This is a genomic window from Micromonospora zamorensis, assembly GCF_900090275.1.
Lineage (GTDB): Bacteria > Actinomycetota > Actinomycetes > Mycobacteriales > Micromonosporaceae > Micromonospora > Micromonospora zamorensis.
Map to the genome: position 1 here is coordinate 195,773 of NZ_LT607755.1, position 15,925 is coordinate 211,697.

The following is a 15,925-nucleotide window of genomic DNA, read 5'->3' on the forward strand; positions in this document are numbered from 1 at the left end:
ATCGGGTCACGGTCCGGCGCGCGGGGGCGCGCTCGGCCCGACTCGCGGGGCGCGTTCGGCTTTGCGCTCGCGGGGAGCCCTCGGCCTGACTCGCGGGGGGACCGCTCAGGCCAGCTCGTCGGGGTCGACCCCGAGAAGGTTCGCCACCTGCTCGATGATCACGTCATGCACGAGATCGGCGAGGTCCTCACGGTCCATCGCCCGGAACTCCAGGGGTCGCCGGTACAGCACGATCCGCGGTGGCACCTCCTGCCGGCCCGGGCGGCCGGGCAGCAGCCGGGCCAGCGGGACCTCGCCGTCCTCCAGCACATCGGAGTCGTACACGTTCAGGTCAGGCGGGACGTCCTCGACGGCGAACTCGACCCCGGCCAGCTCCTTGGCGAACCGACGCTCCAGCGTCTCCACGGTGTCCAGGACCAGGTCGTCGAAGACCTCGGCCTTGGTCCGCGCCAGCGGCACGGTGGCCGGCACCAGCCGCCCGCGCAGGCCGCGCCCGTGCCGGTCACGGTGCGCACGCCGGCCGGAGCCGGGGCGGCGGTGTTCCGGGCTCGTCATGAGGCAAAGGGTAGCGCCCGCGCCGGGCTCGCCAGCGGCAGCGCCGCTCGCCTGGCGCGGCGCGCCCAGGACGGGCAAGTGTGATCACCACGACGGGCGTGTCGCAACGCGAAGCGATGCGCCGGACCCGGTAATGGAGATACCCTGCCGCCTGTGAGGTCACCACGGCGCTGCTCCCGTAACGGCTGCCCCCGGCAAGCGGTCGCCACATTGACCTATGTCTACAACGAGTCGACAGCGGTGGTAGGGCCGCTGGCGGCGTTCGCCGAGCCGCACACGTACGACCTGTGTGAGCCGCACGCCCGCAGCCTGACCGCACCCCGCGGCTGGGACGTGGTCCGGCACGAGGGTGAGTTCGAGCCGCCGCCGCCCACCACGGACGATCTGGTGGCGCTGGCCGAGGCGGTCCGCGAAGCCGCCCGCCCGGCCCCCGCCCCTCGCCCCCCGGACCCGGGTCAGCACCACGAGAACCCGAACCAGACCGGCCGGCGAGGCCACCTCCGCGTAATCCCCCCCAACCACTAACTGCCGGGCTCCGCCCGCCCTCCGGCCGGGCCCCGCCCTCCGGGCCCCGCCCTGCGGGGTTGATCAAGAGGTTTGCGTCAAAAACGCGCCGTTTGGTGACCGAAACCTCTTGATCAACCAGTGTGGCGGGGCGGGGCGGGGTGGGGTGGGTTGGGGGCGCGTGGCGCGGGGCGGGTTGGGACCTTGTGGGACGCCTTGGGGGCGTTCGGGGGGCGCCGGGGAAGCGTTCCAACACGTCCGACCGCCACACGCCGGTAGGCCGCAGACATCGGCACTCAGCGTGGTTAGCATGCGCCGCAGCGTGCACCGAGCCAAGTCACCGTGTACGCCTGGCGGGCAGGAGGGTCCGGTGGCGAACGAGGCGTTGCGGGTGGCGATGGCCGAGGCGGGGGAGACTGTCGAATCGCTGGCGGAGAAGGTTCGCGTCGACCCCAAGACGGCCGCGCGGTGGCTTGCCGCGGGGCGCATTCCGCACTCGCGTACCCGGGTCGCGGTGGCCCAGGTGCTGCGTCGGGACGCGGCCGACCTCTGGCCGGAGCCGTTCCGCCGCCGTGACCTGCCGTGGTTCCGACCGTGGGCCGAGCTTGAACAGGATGCCACCTCGATCCGCTCCTACCAGCCGCTGCTCGTGCCGGGCCTGCTCCAGACCGAGGGGTACGCTCGCGCGGTGCTGGGCACCGGTGGCCTGCTCCCACCGTCCGAGGTGGATCTGATCGTGGCGAGCCGCCTCGAACGGCAGGCGGTCCTCGGCCGCGATGCCCCGCCGCAGCTCGTGACGGTGATCGACGAGGTGGTGCTGCGCCGGCTGGTCGGTGACCGCGCCGTGATGTCCGGGCAGTTGACCCACCTGGCGGCGGTTGCCGAGTGGGAGCACGTGCAGGTCCGGGTCATCCCGGCCGAGAGTCCGTGGCACACCGGTCTGGCGGGTCCCTTCGTGCTGGGCCGCCTGCCCGACGGGACGGAATTGGCGTATCTCGACAACCAGCTCCGTGGTCAGGTCGTGACCGATCCCGTCGACGTCGCTAGCCTGGGTCGGAGGTGGGAGAGCGTCACCGGTGAGGCGTTACCCCAACGCAGGTCGATCGAGCTGATCAGGGAAGTGGCCACGACATGGACATGACCGACGCCCGCTGGCGCACGGCGACCCGCAGCAGCAACAACGGCGGCGACTGCGTCGAGGTGGCCGACAACCTGCCCGGTCGGGTGCTGGTGCGCGACAGCAAGGACCGCGACGGCGGCACCCTGGCCTTCGCGCCGGCCGCCTGGTCGTCCTTCGTCGACGTTGTCCGTCGGTCCGACCGCTGATCCCCTGGCCGCTGATCCCTGGCCGCTGACCCCAGCCGCTGATCCACTCGGGTTCTTGGAAAGCGCGGTGTCCCGGCGCAGAGACACCCCGACTTCCTGGAACGCGAGTGGATCAAGCTGAGCGTGGCCGACGCCTGCACGGGCAGTGACGCATTGGCCCCGATGCTCTTCCGGTGCCGCCTGTTTGTCATCGTGTCAGTCGTCCACGGCACCGACCCCTGAGGAAAAGTGATGCGTACTCCCCTCCGGCCCCTATCCCGGCGTGGACTACTCAGCGGCACTCTCGGTTCGGCTGCCCTGCTGGCCCTGGGCAGCGGCCTTGCCGGCTGCGGCACCAAGGGCGCCCAGCAGACCGAGGCCGGCTGCGTCAGCGAGGACCTGTCCGGCACCGAGCGCAAGCTCGTCTTCTCCAACTGGCCGCAGTACCTGGACGTGGATGAGAAGGACGAGTCCAAGCGGCCCAGCCTTGACGAGTTCGTCCGGAAGACCGGCATCGCGGTCACCTACACCGAGGACATCAACGACAACAACGAGTTCTTCGGCAAGGTGCAGCACCAGCTCGCCGCCTGCCAGAGCACCGACCGGGACATCATCGTGCTGAGCGACTGGATGGCGGCCCGGATGAGCCGGCTCGGCTGGATCCAGAAGCTCGACCCGGCGAAGATCCCGAACGTGCGGGCCAACCTGCTGTCGTCGCTGCTCGACCGGTCCTTCGACACCGAGAACCGGCTCTCCATCCCGTGGCAGTCCGGCCTCGCCGGGTTGGCGTACAACGGCAACGTCACCAAAGAGCTGCGGACCGTCGACGAGCTGCTCACCCGCCCCGACCTCAAGGGCCGGGTGACCGCGCTCAGCGAGATGCGCGACACGATGGGCCTGCTGCTCGGTGCGGCGGGGCACGACCCGGCCAACTTCACGAGCGCACAGTTCGACGACGCGCTCACCACGCTCAAGAAGGCTGTCGACTCAGGGCAGATCCGCAGGTTCACCGGCAACGACTACGCACCCGACCTGGCCAAGGGCGACATCGCCGCCTGCATCGGCTGGTCCGGCGATGTCGTCCAGCTCTCCGGCGCGGACGAGAAGGTCAGGTTCGTCGCGCCCGACTCCGGGGTGATGCTCTACAGCGACAACATGATGGTGCCCAACAAGGCCACCCACAAGGCGAACGCCGAGCAGCTCATCAACTACTACTACGAGCCGGCGGTCGCCGCGAGGCTCGCTGCGTACGTCAACTACATCTGCCCGGTCAAGGGCGCACAGGCCGAGATGGAGAAGATCGACCCCGAGTTGGCGGCCAACCCGCTGATCTTCCCCGACGAGGCCCTGCTGTCGAAGTCCACGCTGTTCATGGCCCTGGACGAGAAGCAGGAGAAGGAGTACGAGGGCAAGTTCCAGCAGGTCATCGGGGCGTGACGAGGATGGCGCGTGAAACACCCGCCGGCGATCTGCGCCTGGCCAACCTGACTAGACGGTTCGGCACCCTCACCGCGGTCGACGACCTCAGCCTGACGATCGCCCAGGGCTCGTTCTTCGCGTTGCTCGGCGCGTCCGGCTGCGGCAAGACCACCACCCTGCGGATGATCGCCGGTCTGGACGAGCCGACCAGCGGTCAGGTGCTGCTCGGTGACCGGGACATCGGCCGGCTGCGTCCGCACCAGCGACCGGTCAACACCGTCTTCCAGAGCTACGCGCTCTTTCCGCACCTCACCGTCTTCGAGAACGTGGCGTTCGGGCTGCGTCGACGCGGCATCCGCCCGGTCGACGCCGAGGTCAACCGGATGCTGTCGCTGGTGCGGCTCGACGGCTACGGCAGCCGCCGCCCGGCCCAGCTCTCCGGCGGTCAGCAGCAACGGGTCGCGCTGATCCGTGCGCTGGTCAACCGGCCGCAGGTGCTGCTGCTCGACGAGCCGTTGGGTGCCCTCGACCTGACGCTGCGCCGACAGATGCAGATCGAGCTGAAGCGCATCCAGACCGAGGTCGGCATCACCTTCGTGCACGTCACGCACGACCAGGAGGAGGCCATGACCATGGCGGACACGGTCGCGGTGATGAACGCCGGCCGGATCGAGCAACTCGGCGCACCCGCCGACATCTACGAGTTTCCCGCCACCGCGTTCGTCGCGAACTTCCTGGGCCGGTCCAACCTGCTGGCCGGCGAGGCCGGCGGTGTCAGCGGCGGCGACGTCGTGGTGACGGCGCACGGCGCGCGCTTCTCGGTGCCCGCCGGCCGGTCCCGGGCCGACCACGGCCCGGTCCACCTGGGGGTACGCCCGGAGAAGCTGCTTCTGGTCGGCTCCGCCGACCAGGTGCCCGTGGGCCATCAGCACGTCACCGGTGTGGTCACCGACGCCTCCTATCTGGGGGTCAGCACGCAGTACCTGCTGCGCACCGGCTCGGGCACCGAGCTGTCGGTGTTCGCGGCCAACACGGGGACGTCGACGCGGATCGCGGTCGGCAGTGCGGCCGTTGCGTGCTGGGATCCACGGCACGCGTTCCTGCTGCCCCGGGACGCCGCCGACACCGAACGGCCGGTCCCGGTGGTGCCGGACCAGCCGGTGGGCGCGTCGTCGTGACCCTGCTGGCTCCCACCGGACCGGGGCAGCCGCCGCCCGCGCCACCGGCAGCCCGGTCCGGGCGGCGCCGGCTCCTGCCGTACCTGCTGGTGTTGCCCGGTGTGGCCTGGCTGTTGATCTTCTTTGGTGTGCCGCTGGGGCAGCTCGCCGCAGCCAGCCTCTACGACCCCGGCGGCTCGCTCTCCACCGGGTACGCGATGACCTGGGCAGTCGGCAACTACCCGGACGTGTTGCAGGCGTACTGGCCGCAGTTCCTGCGCTCGTTCGGCTACGCCGCGTTGGCGTTGCTGCTGGCGTTGCTGCTGGGCTACCCGCTGGCGTACGCGATCGCGCAGAAGGCCGGTCGTTGGAAGAACCTGCTGCTGGTGTGCGTGGTCGCGCCGATGTTCACCAGCTTCCTGGTCCGCACGCTGGCGTGGAAGACGATCCTGTCGGACAACGGGGTGCTCGTCGGCCTGCTGCGCGACGTGCACCTGCTCGCCCCGGACGGTCGGCTGCTGGCCACCCCGTTCGCGGTGGTGCTCGGCCTGACGTACACCTTCCTGCCGTTTCTGGTGCTGCCGCTGTACGCGAGCCTGGAGCGGTTGGACCGTCGGCTGCTGGAGGCGGCCGGCGACCTGTACGCGAGCCCCGTGCAGGCGTTCCGCCGGGTCACCCTGCCGCTGTCCATGCCCGGCCTGGTCGCCGGCGCGCTGCTGTTCTTCATCCCGGCCAGCGGGGACTACATCAACGCGGAGCTGCTCGGCACACCGAACGAGTACATGGTCGGCAACGTCGTCGACTCGGCGTTCCTGGTCCGGCTGGACTACCCGCAGGGTGCCGCGCTGTCGGTCCTGCTGATGGCGGCGATCCTCGCGATGGTCTTCGGTTGGCTGCGCAGGGCCGGCACCGAGGCGGTGCGGTGAGACTCTGGCGATGGCTGGCCGACCGCTGGGTGATGATCGTGGCACTGCTGGTCCTCGGCTACCTGGCGCTGCCGATCCTGGTGGTGGCCGCCCTGTCGTTCAACCGCCCGTCGAGCCGGCTGTCGTACGACTTCAACGAGTTCACAGTGGACAACTGGCGTCGGCCGTGCGCCACCTCGGACATGTGCGAGGCGGTGGTCCGCAGCGTGCAGATCGGTTTCCTCGCCACCGTGGTCGCGACGGTGCTCGGCACCCTGATGGCGTTCGCGCTGGTGCGGCACCGCTTCCGGGGCCGGTCCGCGATCAACGTGCTGGTCTTCGTGTCGATGGCCACCCCGGAGTTGGTGATGGGCACGTCGCTGCTCGCCCTCTTCGTGTCCGCCGGGGTGCCGCAGGGCTTCTGGACCGTCGTGGTCTCGCACGTCATGTTCTGTGTGTCGTTCGTGGTGGTCACCGTGAAGGCACGGCTGGCCGGGATGGACCGGCGGTTGGAGGAGGCTGCCATGGACCTCTACGCCAGCGAGTGGCAGACCTTCCGGCGGATCACCCTGCCGCTGGTGCTGCCCGGCATTGTGGCCGCTGCCCTGCTGGCCTTCTCGCTGAGTTTCGACGACTTCATCGTCACGAACTTCAACGCCGGCACCACTGTCACGTTCCCGATGTACGTGTGGGGCGCCGCCCAGCGGGGCATCCCACCACAGGTCAACGTCATCGGTACCGCGATGTTCGCGGTCGCGCTGCTGCTGGTCGGGCTCAGCTCGCTGCGCGGTCGACGGGCCCGTCGCACCTCCGAGCCCGCCCGCTGACGGCATTTCGACACATCCACTGCCGCCCGCCGGTGACCGACCGTGCGACGGCACGGTGGGTGGGGATTTGCGACGTTTGTTGGCGAATGCAGCCGCACGATCGGCCCCGGCCGGCCGACCTGGAGGGTTGTCCCAGGTGTCGTCTCGTCGCCCGAGGAAGCGCCCATGGATCACCGGTGCGCGGCGAACGGCGCAGGTGACCAACGCGACGGATGATATTGCGCGCAGTGTTTGCGACGACACTCATCGCCGTGACGATGCAACCACCGCCGAATCCTGGCCCGCCGTACGCGCCGTCGTCCGGTCCGGCGCCCCGACCGAACTGGTTCCGCCGGGCCAGCCCCGCCCGCCGGGCCGCCGTGATCCTCGGCTCGGTGACCCTGTCGGTCCTGCTGCTCTGCTGCACCGGCACCGCCATCATCAGCGCGCTGGCCGGCGATCCGGAGCCGACCAGGACCGGCACGGCCGCCGAGGCGCAGCAGCCCATCGTGGCGGCGCCCGCCGAGCCGACCGAGGGTGCTGACACCCAGGCCGCGTCGCCGCTCGCCGCCCCATCCGCCACGCTGGACCCCAGCGACGCGGTGCCGGCCTCGCCGACCCCGGCCGACGCCGTGTCCCCGTCTCGCGCCGCGTCCACGCCGGTCGTCCGGGTGACGACCGAGACGGAGCGAGCCGCCGTGCGCTACACCGAGCGGACCGTCAAGGACGCGACCCTCGCCGAGGGCAAGCGCGTCGTCCGGACCAAGGGCGTGAACGGCGTACGGACCCTGACGTACGAGGTGACCACCACGGACGGGGTGCGCACGGCCAGGAAGCTGGTCAAGTCCACAGTGACGAAGCAGCCGGTCACGCAGGTCGTAGCCGTCGGCACCAAGAAGGCGCAGTCGAAGTGCGACCCGAACTACAGCGGCTGCGTCCCGATCGCCAGCGACGTCGACTGCGCGGGCGGCAGCGGTAACGGCCCCGCGTTCGTCCGCGGGCCCATCAGAGTGACCGGCAGCGACATCTACGACCTGGACCGAGACGGCGACGGCACAGCCTGCGACTGATCCCGCGGCATGGCCTGCGATCACGCACTGTCATCTCGCGCGACAGAGACGGGGTGTGGAGCGTTATACCTGTGAGTCATATTTATGCCCCACAGGTATAACGCTTTCCGGTGCGAGCGCCCCCGAGCCCGGCCCGCCCGTCAGGCGGCCAGGCGGGAGCGGATGAGGAAGCGGACTCCGTCCGGTGCTTCCAGGGAGAAGCCGCTGCCTCTGCCCGGGACCACGTCGACGGTCAGCGTCGTGTGTTTCCACAGCTCCCACTGGGATTTCGACATCCAGAACTCGACCGGTTCCGGCACCCCGTCGACGGTCAGCGAGGCGAGCAGGACGTCGGACGAGCCGGTACGGAACTCGCCCGCCGGGTAACACATCGGGGCGCTGCCGTCGCAGCAGCCGCCGGACTGGTGGAACATCAGTGGGCCGTGTCGCCCCCGCAGCGACCGGATCAGCTCGGCCGCGGCGGGGGTGACGGAGACGACCGGCATCAGAAGAAGCCGAGCTTCTTGGTGGAGTAACTGACCAGCAGGTTCTTCGTCTGCTGGTAGTGCTCCAGCATCATCTTGTGGTTCTCCCGGCCGATGCCGGACTGCTTGTACCCGCCGAACGCGGCATGCGCCGGGTACGCGTGGTAGCAGTTCGTCCACACCCGGCCGGCCTGGATGGCCCGCCCGGCCCGGTACGCCGTGTTCATGTCCCGAGTCCATACGCCGGCACCCAACCCGTACAGGGTGTCGTTGGCGATCTTCACGGCGTCGTCGAGGTCGGCGAAGGAGGTCACCGAGACCACCGGGCCGAAGATCTCCTCCTGGAAGATCCGCATCGAGTTGTCGCCCTCGAAGATGGTCGGTTGAACGTAGTACCCGCCCGACAGGTCGCCGCCCAGGTCTGCGCGGGAGCCGCCGGTCAAGACGCGGGCACCCTCCTGCCGGCCGATGTCCAGGTAGGACAGGATCTTTTCGAGCTGGTCGTTGGAGGCCTGCGCCCCGATCATCGTGTCGGTGTCCAGGGGGTGCCCCTGCACGATCTGCTCGGTGCGAGAAACCGCCGCCGCGAGGAAGTCGCTGTAGTGGCCCTGCTGGATCAGCGCCCGGGACGGGCAGGTGCAGACCTCACCCTGGTTGAGCGCGAACATGGTGAAGCCTTCCAGGGCCTTGTCCAGGAAGTCGTCGGATGCGGCGCTGACGTCGTCGAAGAAGATGTTCGGGCTCTTGCCGCCCAACTCCAGGGTGACCGGTTTGATGTTCTCACTGGCGTACTGCATGATCAGCCGCCCGGTGGTGGTCTCACCGGTGAAGGCCACCTTCGCGACCCTGGCCGAGGAGGCCAGCGGCTTACCGGCCTCCACGCCGAAACCGTTGACGATGTTGAGCACGCCCGGCGGCAGCAGGTCCGCCACCAGCGACAGCCAGTAGTGGATGGACGCCGGGGTCTGCTCGGCCGGCTTGAGCACCACGGCGTTGCCGGCGGCCAGCGCGGGCGCCAGCTTCCAGGTCGCCATCAGGATCGGGAAGTTCCACGGGATGATCTGCCCGACCACGCCGAGCGGCTCGTGGAAGTGGTACGCCACGGTGTCGTCGTCGATCTCGCCGAGCGAGCCCTCCTGGGCCCGGATCGCCCCGGCGAAGTAGCGGAAGTGGTCGATGGCGAGCGGGATGTCGGCGGCGAGGGTCTCCCGGACCGGTTTGCCGTTCTCCCAGCTCTCGGCGATGGCCAGCGACTCCAGGTTCTCCTGCATGCGGTCGGCGATCCGGTTGAGGATCAACGCCCGTTCGCCCACCGAGGTGCGCCCCCACGCGTCGGCGGCGCCGTGCGCGGCGTCCAGGGCCCTCTCCACGTCGGGGGCGGTGCCGCGGGCGACCTCGGTGAAGGTCTGCCCGGTGACCGGGGTGGGGTTCTCGAAGTAGGTGCCGCCGTGCGGCTTGACGTACTCGCCGCCGATGTAGTGGTCGTAACGGGACTGCCAGTGGGTGGGCGCGTCGTAGCGCGTCATGGTGACCTCCGCCGTCGATGGGGGATGACGGCGGGAAGGCTAGTTTCGCGGACGTTGCAGGAACGTTGCGCGCTCCAACGCGTACTCCCTGGCGAGCTGGTCGATGCGCGCGAGGGCGAGGGGCCGACGCGGCGCGCCCAGCGGCAACGCCCGCGCCAGGGCCTGCCACACGACCAGGTCGTCGGCGCCGGCGGGCGTCGCGGTCCAGGCCGCGAGCAGCGCCGGGTCCGCGGTGGCCAGCACGGCCGCGCGGAGGTGACCGTCGATCAGCCGGCGCAGTCGCGTCACTCCCGGCGCGTCCGAGCCGGGCAGCAACGGCCCGGAATACGCGTCGAGCGCGCCCGCCGCATCGCCCTGGTCCAGCCGGTGGGCGAGGGTGGTGAAGTCGGCGCGGACGGTGCCGCGCAGCCGGTAGGGGCGGGAGTCGAGCAGCTCGGGGCCGAGCACCCGGCGCAACCGGGACAGCTCGGCGCGCAGGGTGACCGGGTGCAGCCGGTCGTCGCCGTACAGGTCGAGGCCGAGCTGAACGCCGGTGCGTCCCTCCGGGTGGTGCAGCAGCAGCACCAGCAACTCGCTGTGCCGGCGACCGAGTCGGATCCGCCGGCCGTCCACCCGCAGGTCCGCCTCGTCGCGACCGAGCGCGGTCACCGTGGTGACGCCGGGCTCCACCGGTTGGCCGGCGGCGAGCTGCGCCTCGGCGGCCCGGGCGGTGGCACGGACGAGGGCCAGACTGTGCGGATTGGCCAGGTGGTCCCCGCCGGTGATGTCGATCGCGCCGAGCAGCCGGCCGGTGGCGGGGTCGTGGATCGGCGCGGCCGCGCACGTCCAGCGTTGCACCGGGCGGCTGAAGTGCTCGGTGGCGAAGATCTGCACGCTGTGGTCGACGGCCAGCGCGGTGCCGGGCGCGTTGGTGCCGGCGTGCGTCTCGTCCCAGCGGGCGCCGGGCACGAAGTTCATCCGTTCGGCGTGCCGGAGCACGCCCGGATGCCCCTCGACCCAGAGCAGTCGCCCGTCCGCGTCGCAGACCGCCATCAGGTGCGCGCCGTCCTGGGCGATGCCGCCGAGCAGGTCCCGGAACAGCGGCAGCACCCGGGCCAACGGGTGAACGGCCCGGTACGCGGCCAGGACGTCGTCGGCCAGGTCGACAGGTGGGGTGGCCTCGGGGTCGAGTCGTGCCGAGCGTTCCCAGGAGCGGCGCACCACGTCCCGCACCCGGTGTGGCGCGGCGCCGGCGGTGAGGAAGGCTTCGTGGGCGGCACCGACCTGCGCGATCCGTTCCGCCGGATCGACGCCGAACTCCAGGGCGAGCCACGGGTCAGCCATCAGGGCGACCTCCTCGGCCCCCATCGTGACGCAGCTCACCCTCGATCGCCAACCATCGTGGCCCGCCGGACCCCTGGGCGCAGACGGCGCGGCGCGGGACGAAGCCGGCACGGCGAGGGTTGCAATGGTTTGTCCGCTGGTCGCTGCCGTGGAGGATGGCTTTCGCGGGTCCTTACAGAACCCTTAACCCGGGCCTGCGACGGTATGCCGGGCAAGCGGAACTCGGGGGAGCAGACACGTGCGGGTGCTGGTGGCGGACGACGAACGGTTGTTGGCGGACACGGTGGCCCAAGGGCTGCGCCGCCTCTCGATGGCCGTCGACGTCTGCTACGACGGTGACGGCGCGCTGGAGCGGATCGGGGTCAACCGGTACGACGTCGCGGTGCTCGACCGGGACATGCCGGGACACACCGGTGACGAGGTCTGCCGCAGCATCACCGACTCACAGGTCGGCACCCGGGTGCTGCTGCTCACCGCCGCGGCCGGCATCCGGGACCGGGTGGAGGGTCTCGGTCTCGGCGCGGACGACTACCTGACCAAGCCGTTCGCCTTCGCCGAGCTGGTCGCCCGGGTGCAGGCCCTCGGTCGACGGTCCGCGCCGGCACTGCCACCGGTGCTCGCCCAGGACGGCCTGGTGCTGGACGTGGGCCGACACGTGGCCACCCGGGACGGCCGCCCGCTCGCGCTGAGCCCGAAGGAGTTCGCGGTGCTGCACGTGCTGCTGCGCGCGGACGGGCAGGTGGTCAGCGCCGAGGAGTTGTTGGAGCAGGCCTGGGACGAGTTCGCCGACCCGTTCACCAACGCCGTACGGGTCACCGTGATGACGTTGCGCAGGAAGCTCGGCGACCCGGCGGTCATCCACACCGTGCCGAAGGCCGGCTACCGCATCGGTGGGACGGCGTGACCTGGACGCCCCGACGTCGGGTGCTGCTCGTGGGCCTGCTGGCACTGCTCGCCGGGCCGCTGCTGCCGACGATGGGCAGGTGGGTGTCGGGGGTGACCTGGACCTGGGGACAGCAGTTCTGCGACCTGCCGGTGCCCGGTCTGATCTCGACCTGCGCCGACGTGCGCCCGGGGGCGTTCGTGCTGCCCCTGCTGTCCGTGCTGCTCGTCACCGTGACCGCACTGGTGGCGCTCTGGTTCGGTGCGGCCTGGTGCCTGCGCCCGGTCCGTGACCTCGTCGGACCGATCGGGCACCTCGGCCCGCAGAACCTCGGTCACCGGATCCGGCCCCGCGGCGGGGACGAGCTGGCCCAGCTCTCCCGCGCGATCGACGAGATGATGGAACGCGTCTCCGCCGGATACGAGGGGCAGCGACGGTTCGCCGCGAACGCCTCACACGAGCTGCGTACGCCGCTGGCGGTGCAGCGGACGCTGATCGAGGTCGGCATGGCCCAGGCGCTCACCAGTGAGCAGTTGGAGCTGTTGACCAGCCAGCTGCTGGAGACCAACGAGCGCAACGAGCGGCTGATCGAGGGACTGCTCGCACTCAGCGAGAGCGACCAGGGCCTGCGCTCGCGGATCCCGCAGCGGCTGGACACGATCGTCGAGGCGGTGCTCGCCGGGTATCAGGACCGCGCCCGGGAGGCCGGCGTCACCATCGACACCCATCTCGCGCCCCGGGTCGTCGTCGGCGAACGGGTGCTGCTGGAACGCCTGGTCACCAACCTGGTGGAGAACGGGATCAAGTACAACCGGCGCGGCGGCTCGCTGACCGTCGCGGTGAGCGGCGCGCCCGCGCTGACCGTGGTCAACACCGGTCAGCCGGTGCCGGCCGAGGCGGTGGCCGGTCTCTTCGAGCCGTTCCGACGGCTCGCCCGGGACCGCACCTCGCAGGGCGGAGGCGCCGGCCTGGGGCTGGCCATCGCCCGCTCGATCACCCAGGCGCACGACGGCATCATCGCGGCCCGGCCCGCCGAACACGGCGGTCTGCGGGTCGACGTCCAACTACCCAATGTGACCTAGCGCTCCACCCACCTCCCGGGGTCCCGCCTACCGCTGGATCCCGCCTGTGGTGTGCCCGAAAGGAGAAAGACGATGTCACACACCGTTGGCCAGGTTCGGGCCGATGTCGAGGAGGCCGCCCGCTGGCTGGCCGGCCGGGTGGTCCGCACACCCGTGCTGCGGTCCCCGGTGATCGACGGTCTGGCCGGGGCCCGGATCCTGCTCAAGGCCGAGAACCTCCAGAACGGCGGCTCGTACAAGATGCGGGGCGCGCTGCGGGCGGTCAGCCGGCTCGCCGCCTCCGGCCACACCGGGGTGATCGCGCAGAGCACCGGCAACCACGCGATAGCGGTGGCGTTGGCGGCCCGGGAGCACGGGCTCACGGCCACCGTGGTGCTGCCGGTCGACGCGGCGTCGACGAAGGTCGACCGGGCCCGCGCGGCGGGGGCGCGGGTGGTGCTCGCCGGCACCGACGTCGCGGAGCGGGTGGCGGTGGTCGACGGGCTCAGCGACGAGAGCGGTCACCCGGTCGTCGACGCGTACGACCACCCGGACGTCATCGCCGGGCAGGGCACGGCCAGCCTGGAGCTGATCGAGGAGGCCGAGCGCGCGGGCACACCGCTGGACGCGCTGGTCGTACCGGTCGGTGGTGGTGGCGGGGTGGCCGGCGCGTGCCTGGCCGCCGCCGGCAGGGGCATCGAGGTGTACGGCGTGGAACCTGTCGGTTGTGACTCGCTCGCCCGCAGCCTGGCGGCAGGTGTTCGCGTCCCGGTCGCACCGGCGCCCACGATCGCGGACGGGCTGCGGCCGTCCTGTGTGGGTGAGCTGCCGTTCGCCATCGTGCGCGACGTGCTGCGCGGGGTCGTCCGGGTCGACGACGACGAGATCGGGGCGGCGTTCCGGCTGATCCTGATGGAGCTCAAGGTGCTCGCCGAGCCGTCCGGTGCGGCCGGCCTGGCCGGCGCGCTCCAGCTGGCCGGTGACGAGCGCGTGGGTCCCGGTCGGCGGCGGACGGTCGGCGTGGTGCTGACCGGCGGGAACGTGGAGGCATCAGTGGTGGCCCGGTTGTCCACCCAGCGGTCCGCCGCGGTGACGACTGTCGAGGGGATGGCGGCGTGAGCGCGCCTGTTCGGATCGGAATCCTGTTCGGTGGACCGTCGGCGGAGCACGAGGTGTCCTGCGCGTCCGCGCTCGGCGTGGCCCGGGCGCTCGCCGGCGGCGGCTACCGCACTGTCGCCATCGGTGTCACCCGCAGCGGCGGGTTTCGGCTGCTGCCCGACGCGCTGCTGGCCGAGCTGCGCGACCGGCCGGCCGGTGCGCGGGCCATCGACGACCGCCTGGTGGTGTCCGGGCCGTCGGTCGAGCTGCGGGCCGGTCCGCGTCCCGGCGTCGTGCAGGTGTGCGCCGGCAACGCCCCCGGCGCGGTGCACGCCGAGCTGGACGTGGTCTTCCCGGTGCTGCACGGCCCGTTCGGTGAGGACGGTGTGGTGCAGGGGCTGTTGGAGGCGCTGAACGTGCCGTACGTGGGGTGCGGCATCCTCGCCTCGGCAGTCGGCATGAACAAGGTGGCGATGAAGCGGGCGTTGCGCGCCGAGGCCGTTCCGGTCACCCCGTACGTCGCGTTCGACGCGCACACCTACCGGGCCGTCGACGACCCGGAGAAGCTGGTCGTCGGGCTGCGCCGGCCGCTCTTCGTGAAGCCGGCCAGCATGGGTTCGTCGATCGGCATCTCCCGCGTCGGTGAGGGTGACGACCTGGCCGCCGCCGTGGAGGAGGCGCTGCGCCACGACCAGCTCGTCATGGTCGAGCAGGGGGTCACCGGCAGGGAGCTGGAGTGCGCGGTCCTCGGTGGCTGGCGCCCCGAGGCGTCGGCGGTGGGCGAGGTACGCGTCGCCGGCGGATGGTTCGACTATCAGCAGAAGTACTTCGGCGACAGCGATCCGATGATCGTCCCCGCCTCGCTGCCGGACGAGGTGACCGCGCGGGTTCGGGAGCTGTCGCTGCGCGCGTTCGCCGCGATCGGCGGTTGGGGCCTGGCCCGGGTGGACTTCTTCTACGACGAGACGACCGGTGAGGTGTACGTCAACGAGCTGAACACCATGCCTGGCTTCACCGCGCACTCGATGTACCCGAAGGTGTGGGCGGCCGTCGGCGTCGCCTACCGGGAGGTGGTGGACCGCCTCGTCGAGCTGGCCCGTGTCCGGCACGCGGAACGGCCGTCGACCCCGGTGGGGAACGCCCGATGATCCTGCTCTCCGATCCCCGGGTGGCGGCCGTGCCCAGCTCCGACGACGGCGACCCGCTGGTGGACCTGCGTGCGCTGCCGGAGCTGCGCCTCGACGGCCGCGCGACCGACCCCGCCGGGGCGTACGCCAGGCTGCGCGCGGGAGTCGTGGACCGCCTGCTGGCCGCGCAGCGTTTCCTGCCCGCCGGCATGCGCCTGCTGGTCGTCGAGGGTTACCGCCCGTACCAGGCGCAGTTGGCCATCTTCACCGGCTACCGGGACGAGCTGCGCCGACGGCACCCGGACTGGCCCCCGCAGCGACTGCACCGGGAGACCACCAAGTTCGTCTCGCCGGTCGACGTGGCCCCGCACAGCACCGGCGGGGCGGTCGACGTGACCCTGTGCACCGACGACGGGGTGGAGCTGGACCTGGGCACGGCTATCGACGCGACCCCGGAGGACAGTGCAGACGCCTGCTTCACCGACGCACCCACGATCGGTCGCACCGCCCGCCGACACCGGCGGATCCTGGTGGACGCTCTCGGCGGCGCGGGGATGGTGAACTACCCGACCGAGTGGTGGCACTGGTCGTACGGGGACCGTTACTGGGCGCTGATCACCGGTGCGCCGCGCACCCGGTACGGGCCGGTGGACCTGGCCGCCGCACGATCGATACCCGTCCCGGCTGAACGGTAGGGCGCTCCCGTCCGTACCAGGTGAGTG

17 protein-coding genes are annotated in these 15,925 nt (G+C 71.2%); 13 read left to right on the forward strand and 4 right to left on the reverse strand.

The window, feature by feature from the left end:
• Positions 1-105 precede the first annotated feature (105 nt).
• Positions 106-555: a metallopeptidase family protein gene (locus GA0070619_RS00900; RefSeq protein WP_074316962.1), complete on the reverse strand. Its 450-nt coding sequence runs from the start codon at positions 553-555 to the stop codon at positions 106-108.
• 153 nt (positions 556-708) lie between these two features.
• Between GA0070619_RS00900 and GA0070619_RS00905 the strand changes: the two genes are divergently transcribed.
• The 8 genes from GA0070619_RS00905 to GA0070619_RS00940 all read left to right on the forward strand — a co-directional run bounded on the left by GA0070619_RS00905 (position 709) and on the right by GA0070619_RS00940 (position 7,721).
• Positions 709-1,080, forward strand: coding sequence for a DUF3499 domain-containing protein (locus GA0070619_RS00905; RefSeq protein ID WP_088946295.1), 372 nt, complete (start codon positions 709-711; stop codon positions 1,078-1,080).
• Between the two features lie 376 nt (positions 1,081-1,456).
• The gene (locus GA0070619_RS00910) at positions 1,457-2,200 is read left to right on the forward strand and encodes a Scr1 family TA system antitoxin-like transcriptional regulator (protein WP_088951475.1); all 744 of its coding nucleotides are present in this window, start codon (positions 1,457-1,459) and stop codon (positions 2,198-2,200) included.
• Positions 2,191-2,385 (forward strand): DUF397 domain-containing protein, encoded by a 195-nt coding sequence (locus tag GA0070619_RS00915; protein WP_088946296.1) that lies wholly within the window; start codon positions 2,191-2,193, stop codon positions 2,383-2,385. Before GA0070619_RS00910 ends, GA0070619_RS00915 begins: the two co-directional genes overlap by 10 nt.
• A 231-nt stretch (positions 2,386-2,616) precedes the next feature.
• Positions 2,617-3,801 carry a polyamine ABC transporter substrate-binding protein gene (locus GA0070619_RS00920; protein WP_088946297.1) on the forward strand — a complete coding sequence of 395 codons (1,185 nt, stop codon included), beginning with the start codon at positions 2,617-2,619 and terminating at the stop codon, positions 3,799-3,801.
• A 5-nt stretch (positions 3,802-3,806) separates the two neighbouring features.
• Complete coding sequence (locus tag GA0070619_RS00925; protein ID WP_088946298.1) at positions 3,807-4,961, forward strand: ABC transporter ATP-binding protein; 1,155 nt, start codon at positions 3,807-3,809, stop codon at positions 4,959-4,961.
• Positions 4,958-5,866, forward strand: coding sequence for an ABC transporter permease (locus GA0070619_RS00930; RefSeq protein ID WP_088946299.1), 909 nt, complete (start codon positions 4,958-4,960; stop codon positions 5,864-5,866). The genes GA0070619_RS00925 and GA0070619_RS00930 overlap by 4 nt, the downstream gene beginning before the upstream one ends.
• Positions 5,863-6,672 (forward strand): ABC transporter permease, encoded by an 810-nt coding sequence (locus GA0070619_RS00935; RefSeq protein ID WP_231927217.1) that lies wholly within the window; start codon positions 5,863-5,865, stop codon positions 6,670-6,672. Before GA0070619_RS00930 ends, GA0070619_RS00935 begins: the two co-directional genes overlap by 4 nt.
• A 257-nt stretch (positions 6,673-6,929) precedes the next feature.
• Positions 6,930-7,721 carry a G5 domain-containing protein gene (locus tag GA0070619_RS00940; RefSeq protein WP_088951477.1) on the forward strand — a complete coding sequence of 264 codons (792 nt, stop codon included), beginning with the start codon at positions 6,930-6,932 and terminating at the stop codon, positions 7,719-7,721.
• Positions 7,722-7,861: 140 nt separating this feature from the next.
• Here GA0070619_RS00940 and GA0070619_RS00945 read toward each other — a convergent pair whose 3' ends face one another.
• Genes GA0070619_RS00945 through GA0070619_RS00955 form a run of 3 tightly spaced genes read right to left on the reverse strand, consistent with a single transcriptional unit; the run spans position 7,862 to position 11,034 of the window.
• Positions 7,862-8,206: a DUF779 domain-containing protein gene (locus GA0070619_RS00945; RefSeq protein WP_370452959.1), complete on the reverse strand. Its 345-nt coding sequence runs from the start codon at positions 8,204-8,206 to the stop codon at positions 7,862-7,864.
• Positions 8,206-9,711, reverse strand: coding sequence for an aldehyde dehydrogenase (gene adh, locus GA0070619_RS00950; protein WP_088946300.1), 1,506 nt, complete (start codon positions 9,709-9,711; stop codon positions 8,206-8,208). Before adh ends, GA0070619_RS00945 begins: the two co-directional genes overlap by 1 nt.
• Before the next feature lie 39 nt (positions 9,712-9,750).
• Positions 9,751-11,034: a GAF domain-containing protein gene (locus tag GA0070619_RS00955; protein ID WP_088951479.1), complete on the reverse strand. Its 1,284-nt coding sequence runs from the start codon at positions 11,032-11,034 to the stop codon at positions 9,751-9,753.
• A gap of 238 nt (positions 11,035-11,272) precedes the next feature.
• Here GA0070619_RS00955 and GA0070619_RS00960 point away from each other — a divergent pair, with 238 nt between their 5' ends.
• The 5 genes from GA0070619_RS00960 (at position 11,273) to GA0070619_RS00980 (ending at position 15,898) form a co-directional block, all read left to right on the forward strand.
• Positions 11,273-11,938 (forward strand): response regulator transcription factor, encoded by a 666-nt coding sequence (locus GA0070619_RS00960; protein WP_088946301.1) that lies wholly within the window; start codon positions 11,273-11,275, stop codon positions 11,936-11,938.
• A complete protein-coding gene (locus GA0070619_RS00965) occupies positions 11,935-12,999 on the forward strand; it encodes a sensor histidine kinase (RefSeq protein WP_231927218.1) in 1,065 nt (354 codons plus the stop codon). Before GA0070619_RS00960 ends, GA0070619_RS00965 begins: the two co-directional genes overlap by 4 nt.
• 72 nt (positions 13,000-13,071) lie before the next feature.
• The gene (locus tag GA0070619_RS00970) at positions 13,072-14,097 is read left to right on the forward strand and encodes a threonine ammonia-lyase (protein ID WP_088946302.1); all 1,026 of its coding nucleotides are present in this window, start codon (positions 13,072-13,074) and stop codon (positions 14,095-14,097) included.
• Positions 14,094-15,224 (forward strand): D-alanine--D-alanine ligase family protein, encoded by a 1,131-nt coding sequence (locus GA0070619_RS00975; protein ID WP_088946303.1) that lies wholly within the window; start codon positions 14,094-14,096, stop codon positions 15,222-15,224. Before GA0070619_RS00970 ends, GA0070619_RS00975 begins: the two co-directional genes overlap by 4 nt.
• Positions 15,221-15,898 carry a M15 family metallopeptidase gene (locus tag GA0070619_RS00980; protein ID WP_088946304.1) on the forward strand — a complete coding sequence of 226 codons (678 nt, stop codon included), beginning with the start codon at positions 15,221-15,223 and terminating at the stop codon, positions 15,896-15,898. Before GA0070619_RS00975 ends, GA0070619_RS00980 begins: the two co-directional genes overlap by 4 nt.
• The last annotated feature ends 27 nt before the right edge of the window (positions 15,899-15,925 follow it).

What these genes read in the sequence shown, in the direction of transcription:
- GA0070619_RS00955 (WP_088951479.1), bottom strand. Translation starts at nt 11,034, where the DNA reads ATGGCTGACCCGTGGCTCGCCCTGGAGTTCGGCGTCGATCCGGCGGAA.
- GA0070619_RS00910 (WP_088951475.1), top strand. Translation starts at nt 1,457, where the DNA reads ATGGCCGAGGCGGGGGAGACTGTCGAATCGCTGGCGGAGAAGGTTCGC.
- GA0070619_RS00915 (WP_088946296.1), top strand. Translation starts at nt 2,191, where the DNA reads ATGGACATGACCGACGCCCGCTGGCGCACGGCGACCCGCAGCAGCAAC.
- GA0070619_RS00920 (WP_088946297.1), top strand. Translation starts at nt 2,617, where the DNA reads ATGCGTACTCCCCTCCGGCCCCTATCCCGGCGTGGACTACTCAGCGGC.
- GA0070619_RS00940 (WP_088951477.1), top strand. Translation starts at nt 6,930, where the DNA reads ATGCAACCACCGCCGAATCCTGGCCCGCCGTACGCGCCGTCGTCCGGT.
- GA0070619_RS00945 (WP_370452959.1), bottom strand. Translation starts at nt 8,206, where the DNA reads ATGCCGGTCGTCTCCGTCACCCCCGCCGCGGCCGAGCTGATCCGGTCG.
- GA0070619_RS00925 (WP_088946298.1), top strand. Translation starts at nt 3,807, where the DNA reads ATGGCGCGTGAAACACCCGCCGGCGATCTGCGCCTGGCCAACCTGACT.
- GA0070619_RS00900 (WP_074316962.1), bottom strand. Translation starts at nt 555, where the DNA reads ATGACGAGCCCGGAACACCGCCGCCCCGGCTCCGGCCGGCGTGCGCAC.
- GA0070619_RS00980 (WP_088946304.1), top strand. Translation starts at nt 15,221, where the DNA reads ATGATCCTGCTCTCCGATCCCCGGGTGGCGGCCGTGCCCAGCTCCGAC.
- GA0070619_RS00970 (WP_088946302.1), top strand. Translation starts at nt 13,072, where the DNA reads ATGTCACACACCGTTGGCCAGGTTCGGGCCGATGTCGAGGAGGCCGCC.
- adh (WP_088946300.1), bottom strand. Translation starts at nt 9,711, where the DNA reads ATGACGCGCTACGACGCGCCCACCCACTGGCAGTCCCGTTACGACCAC.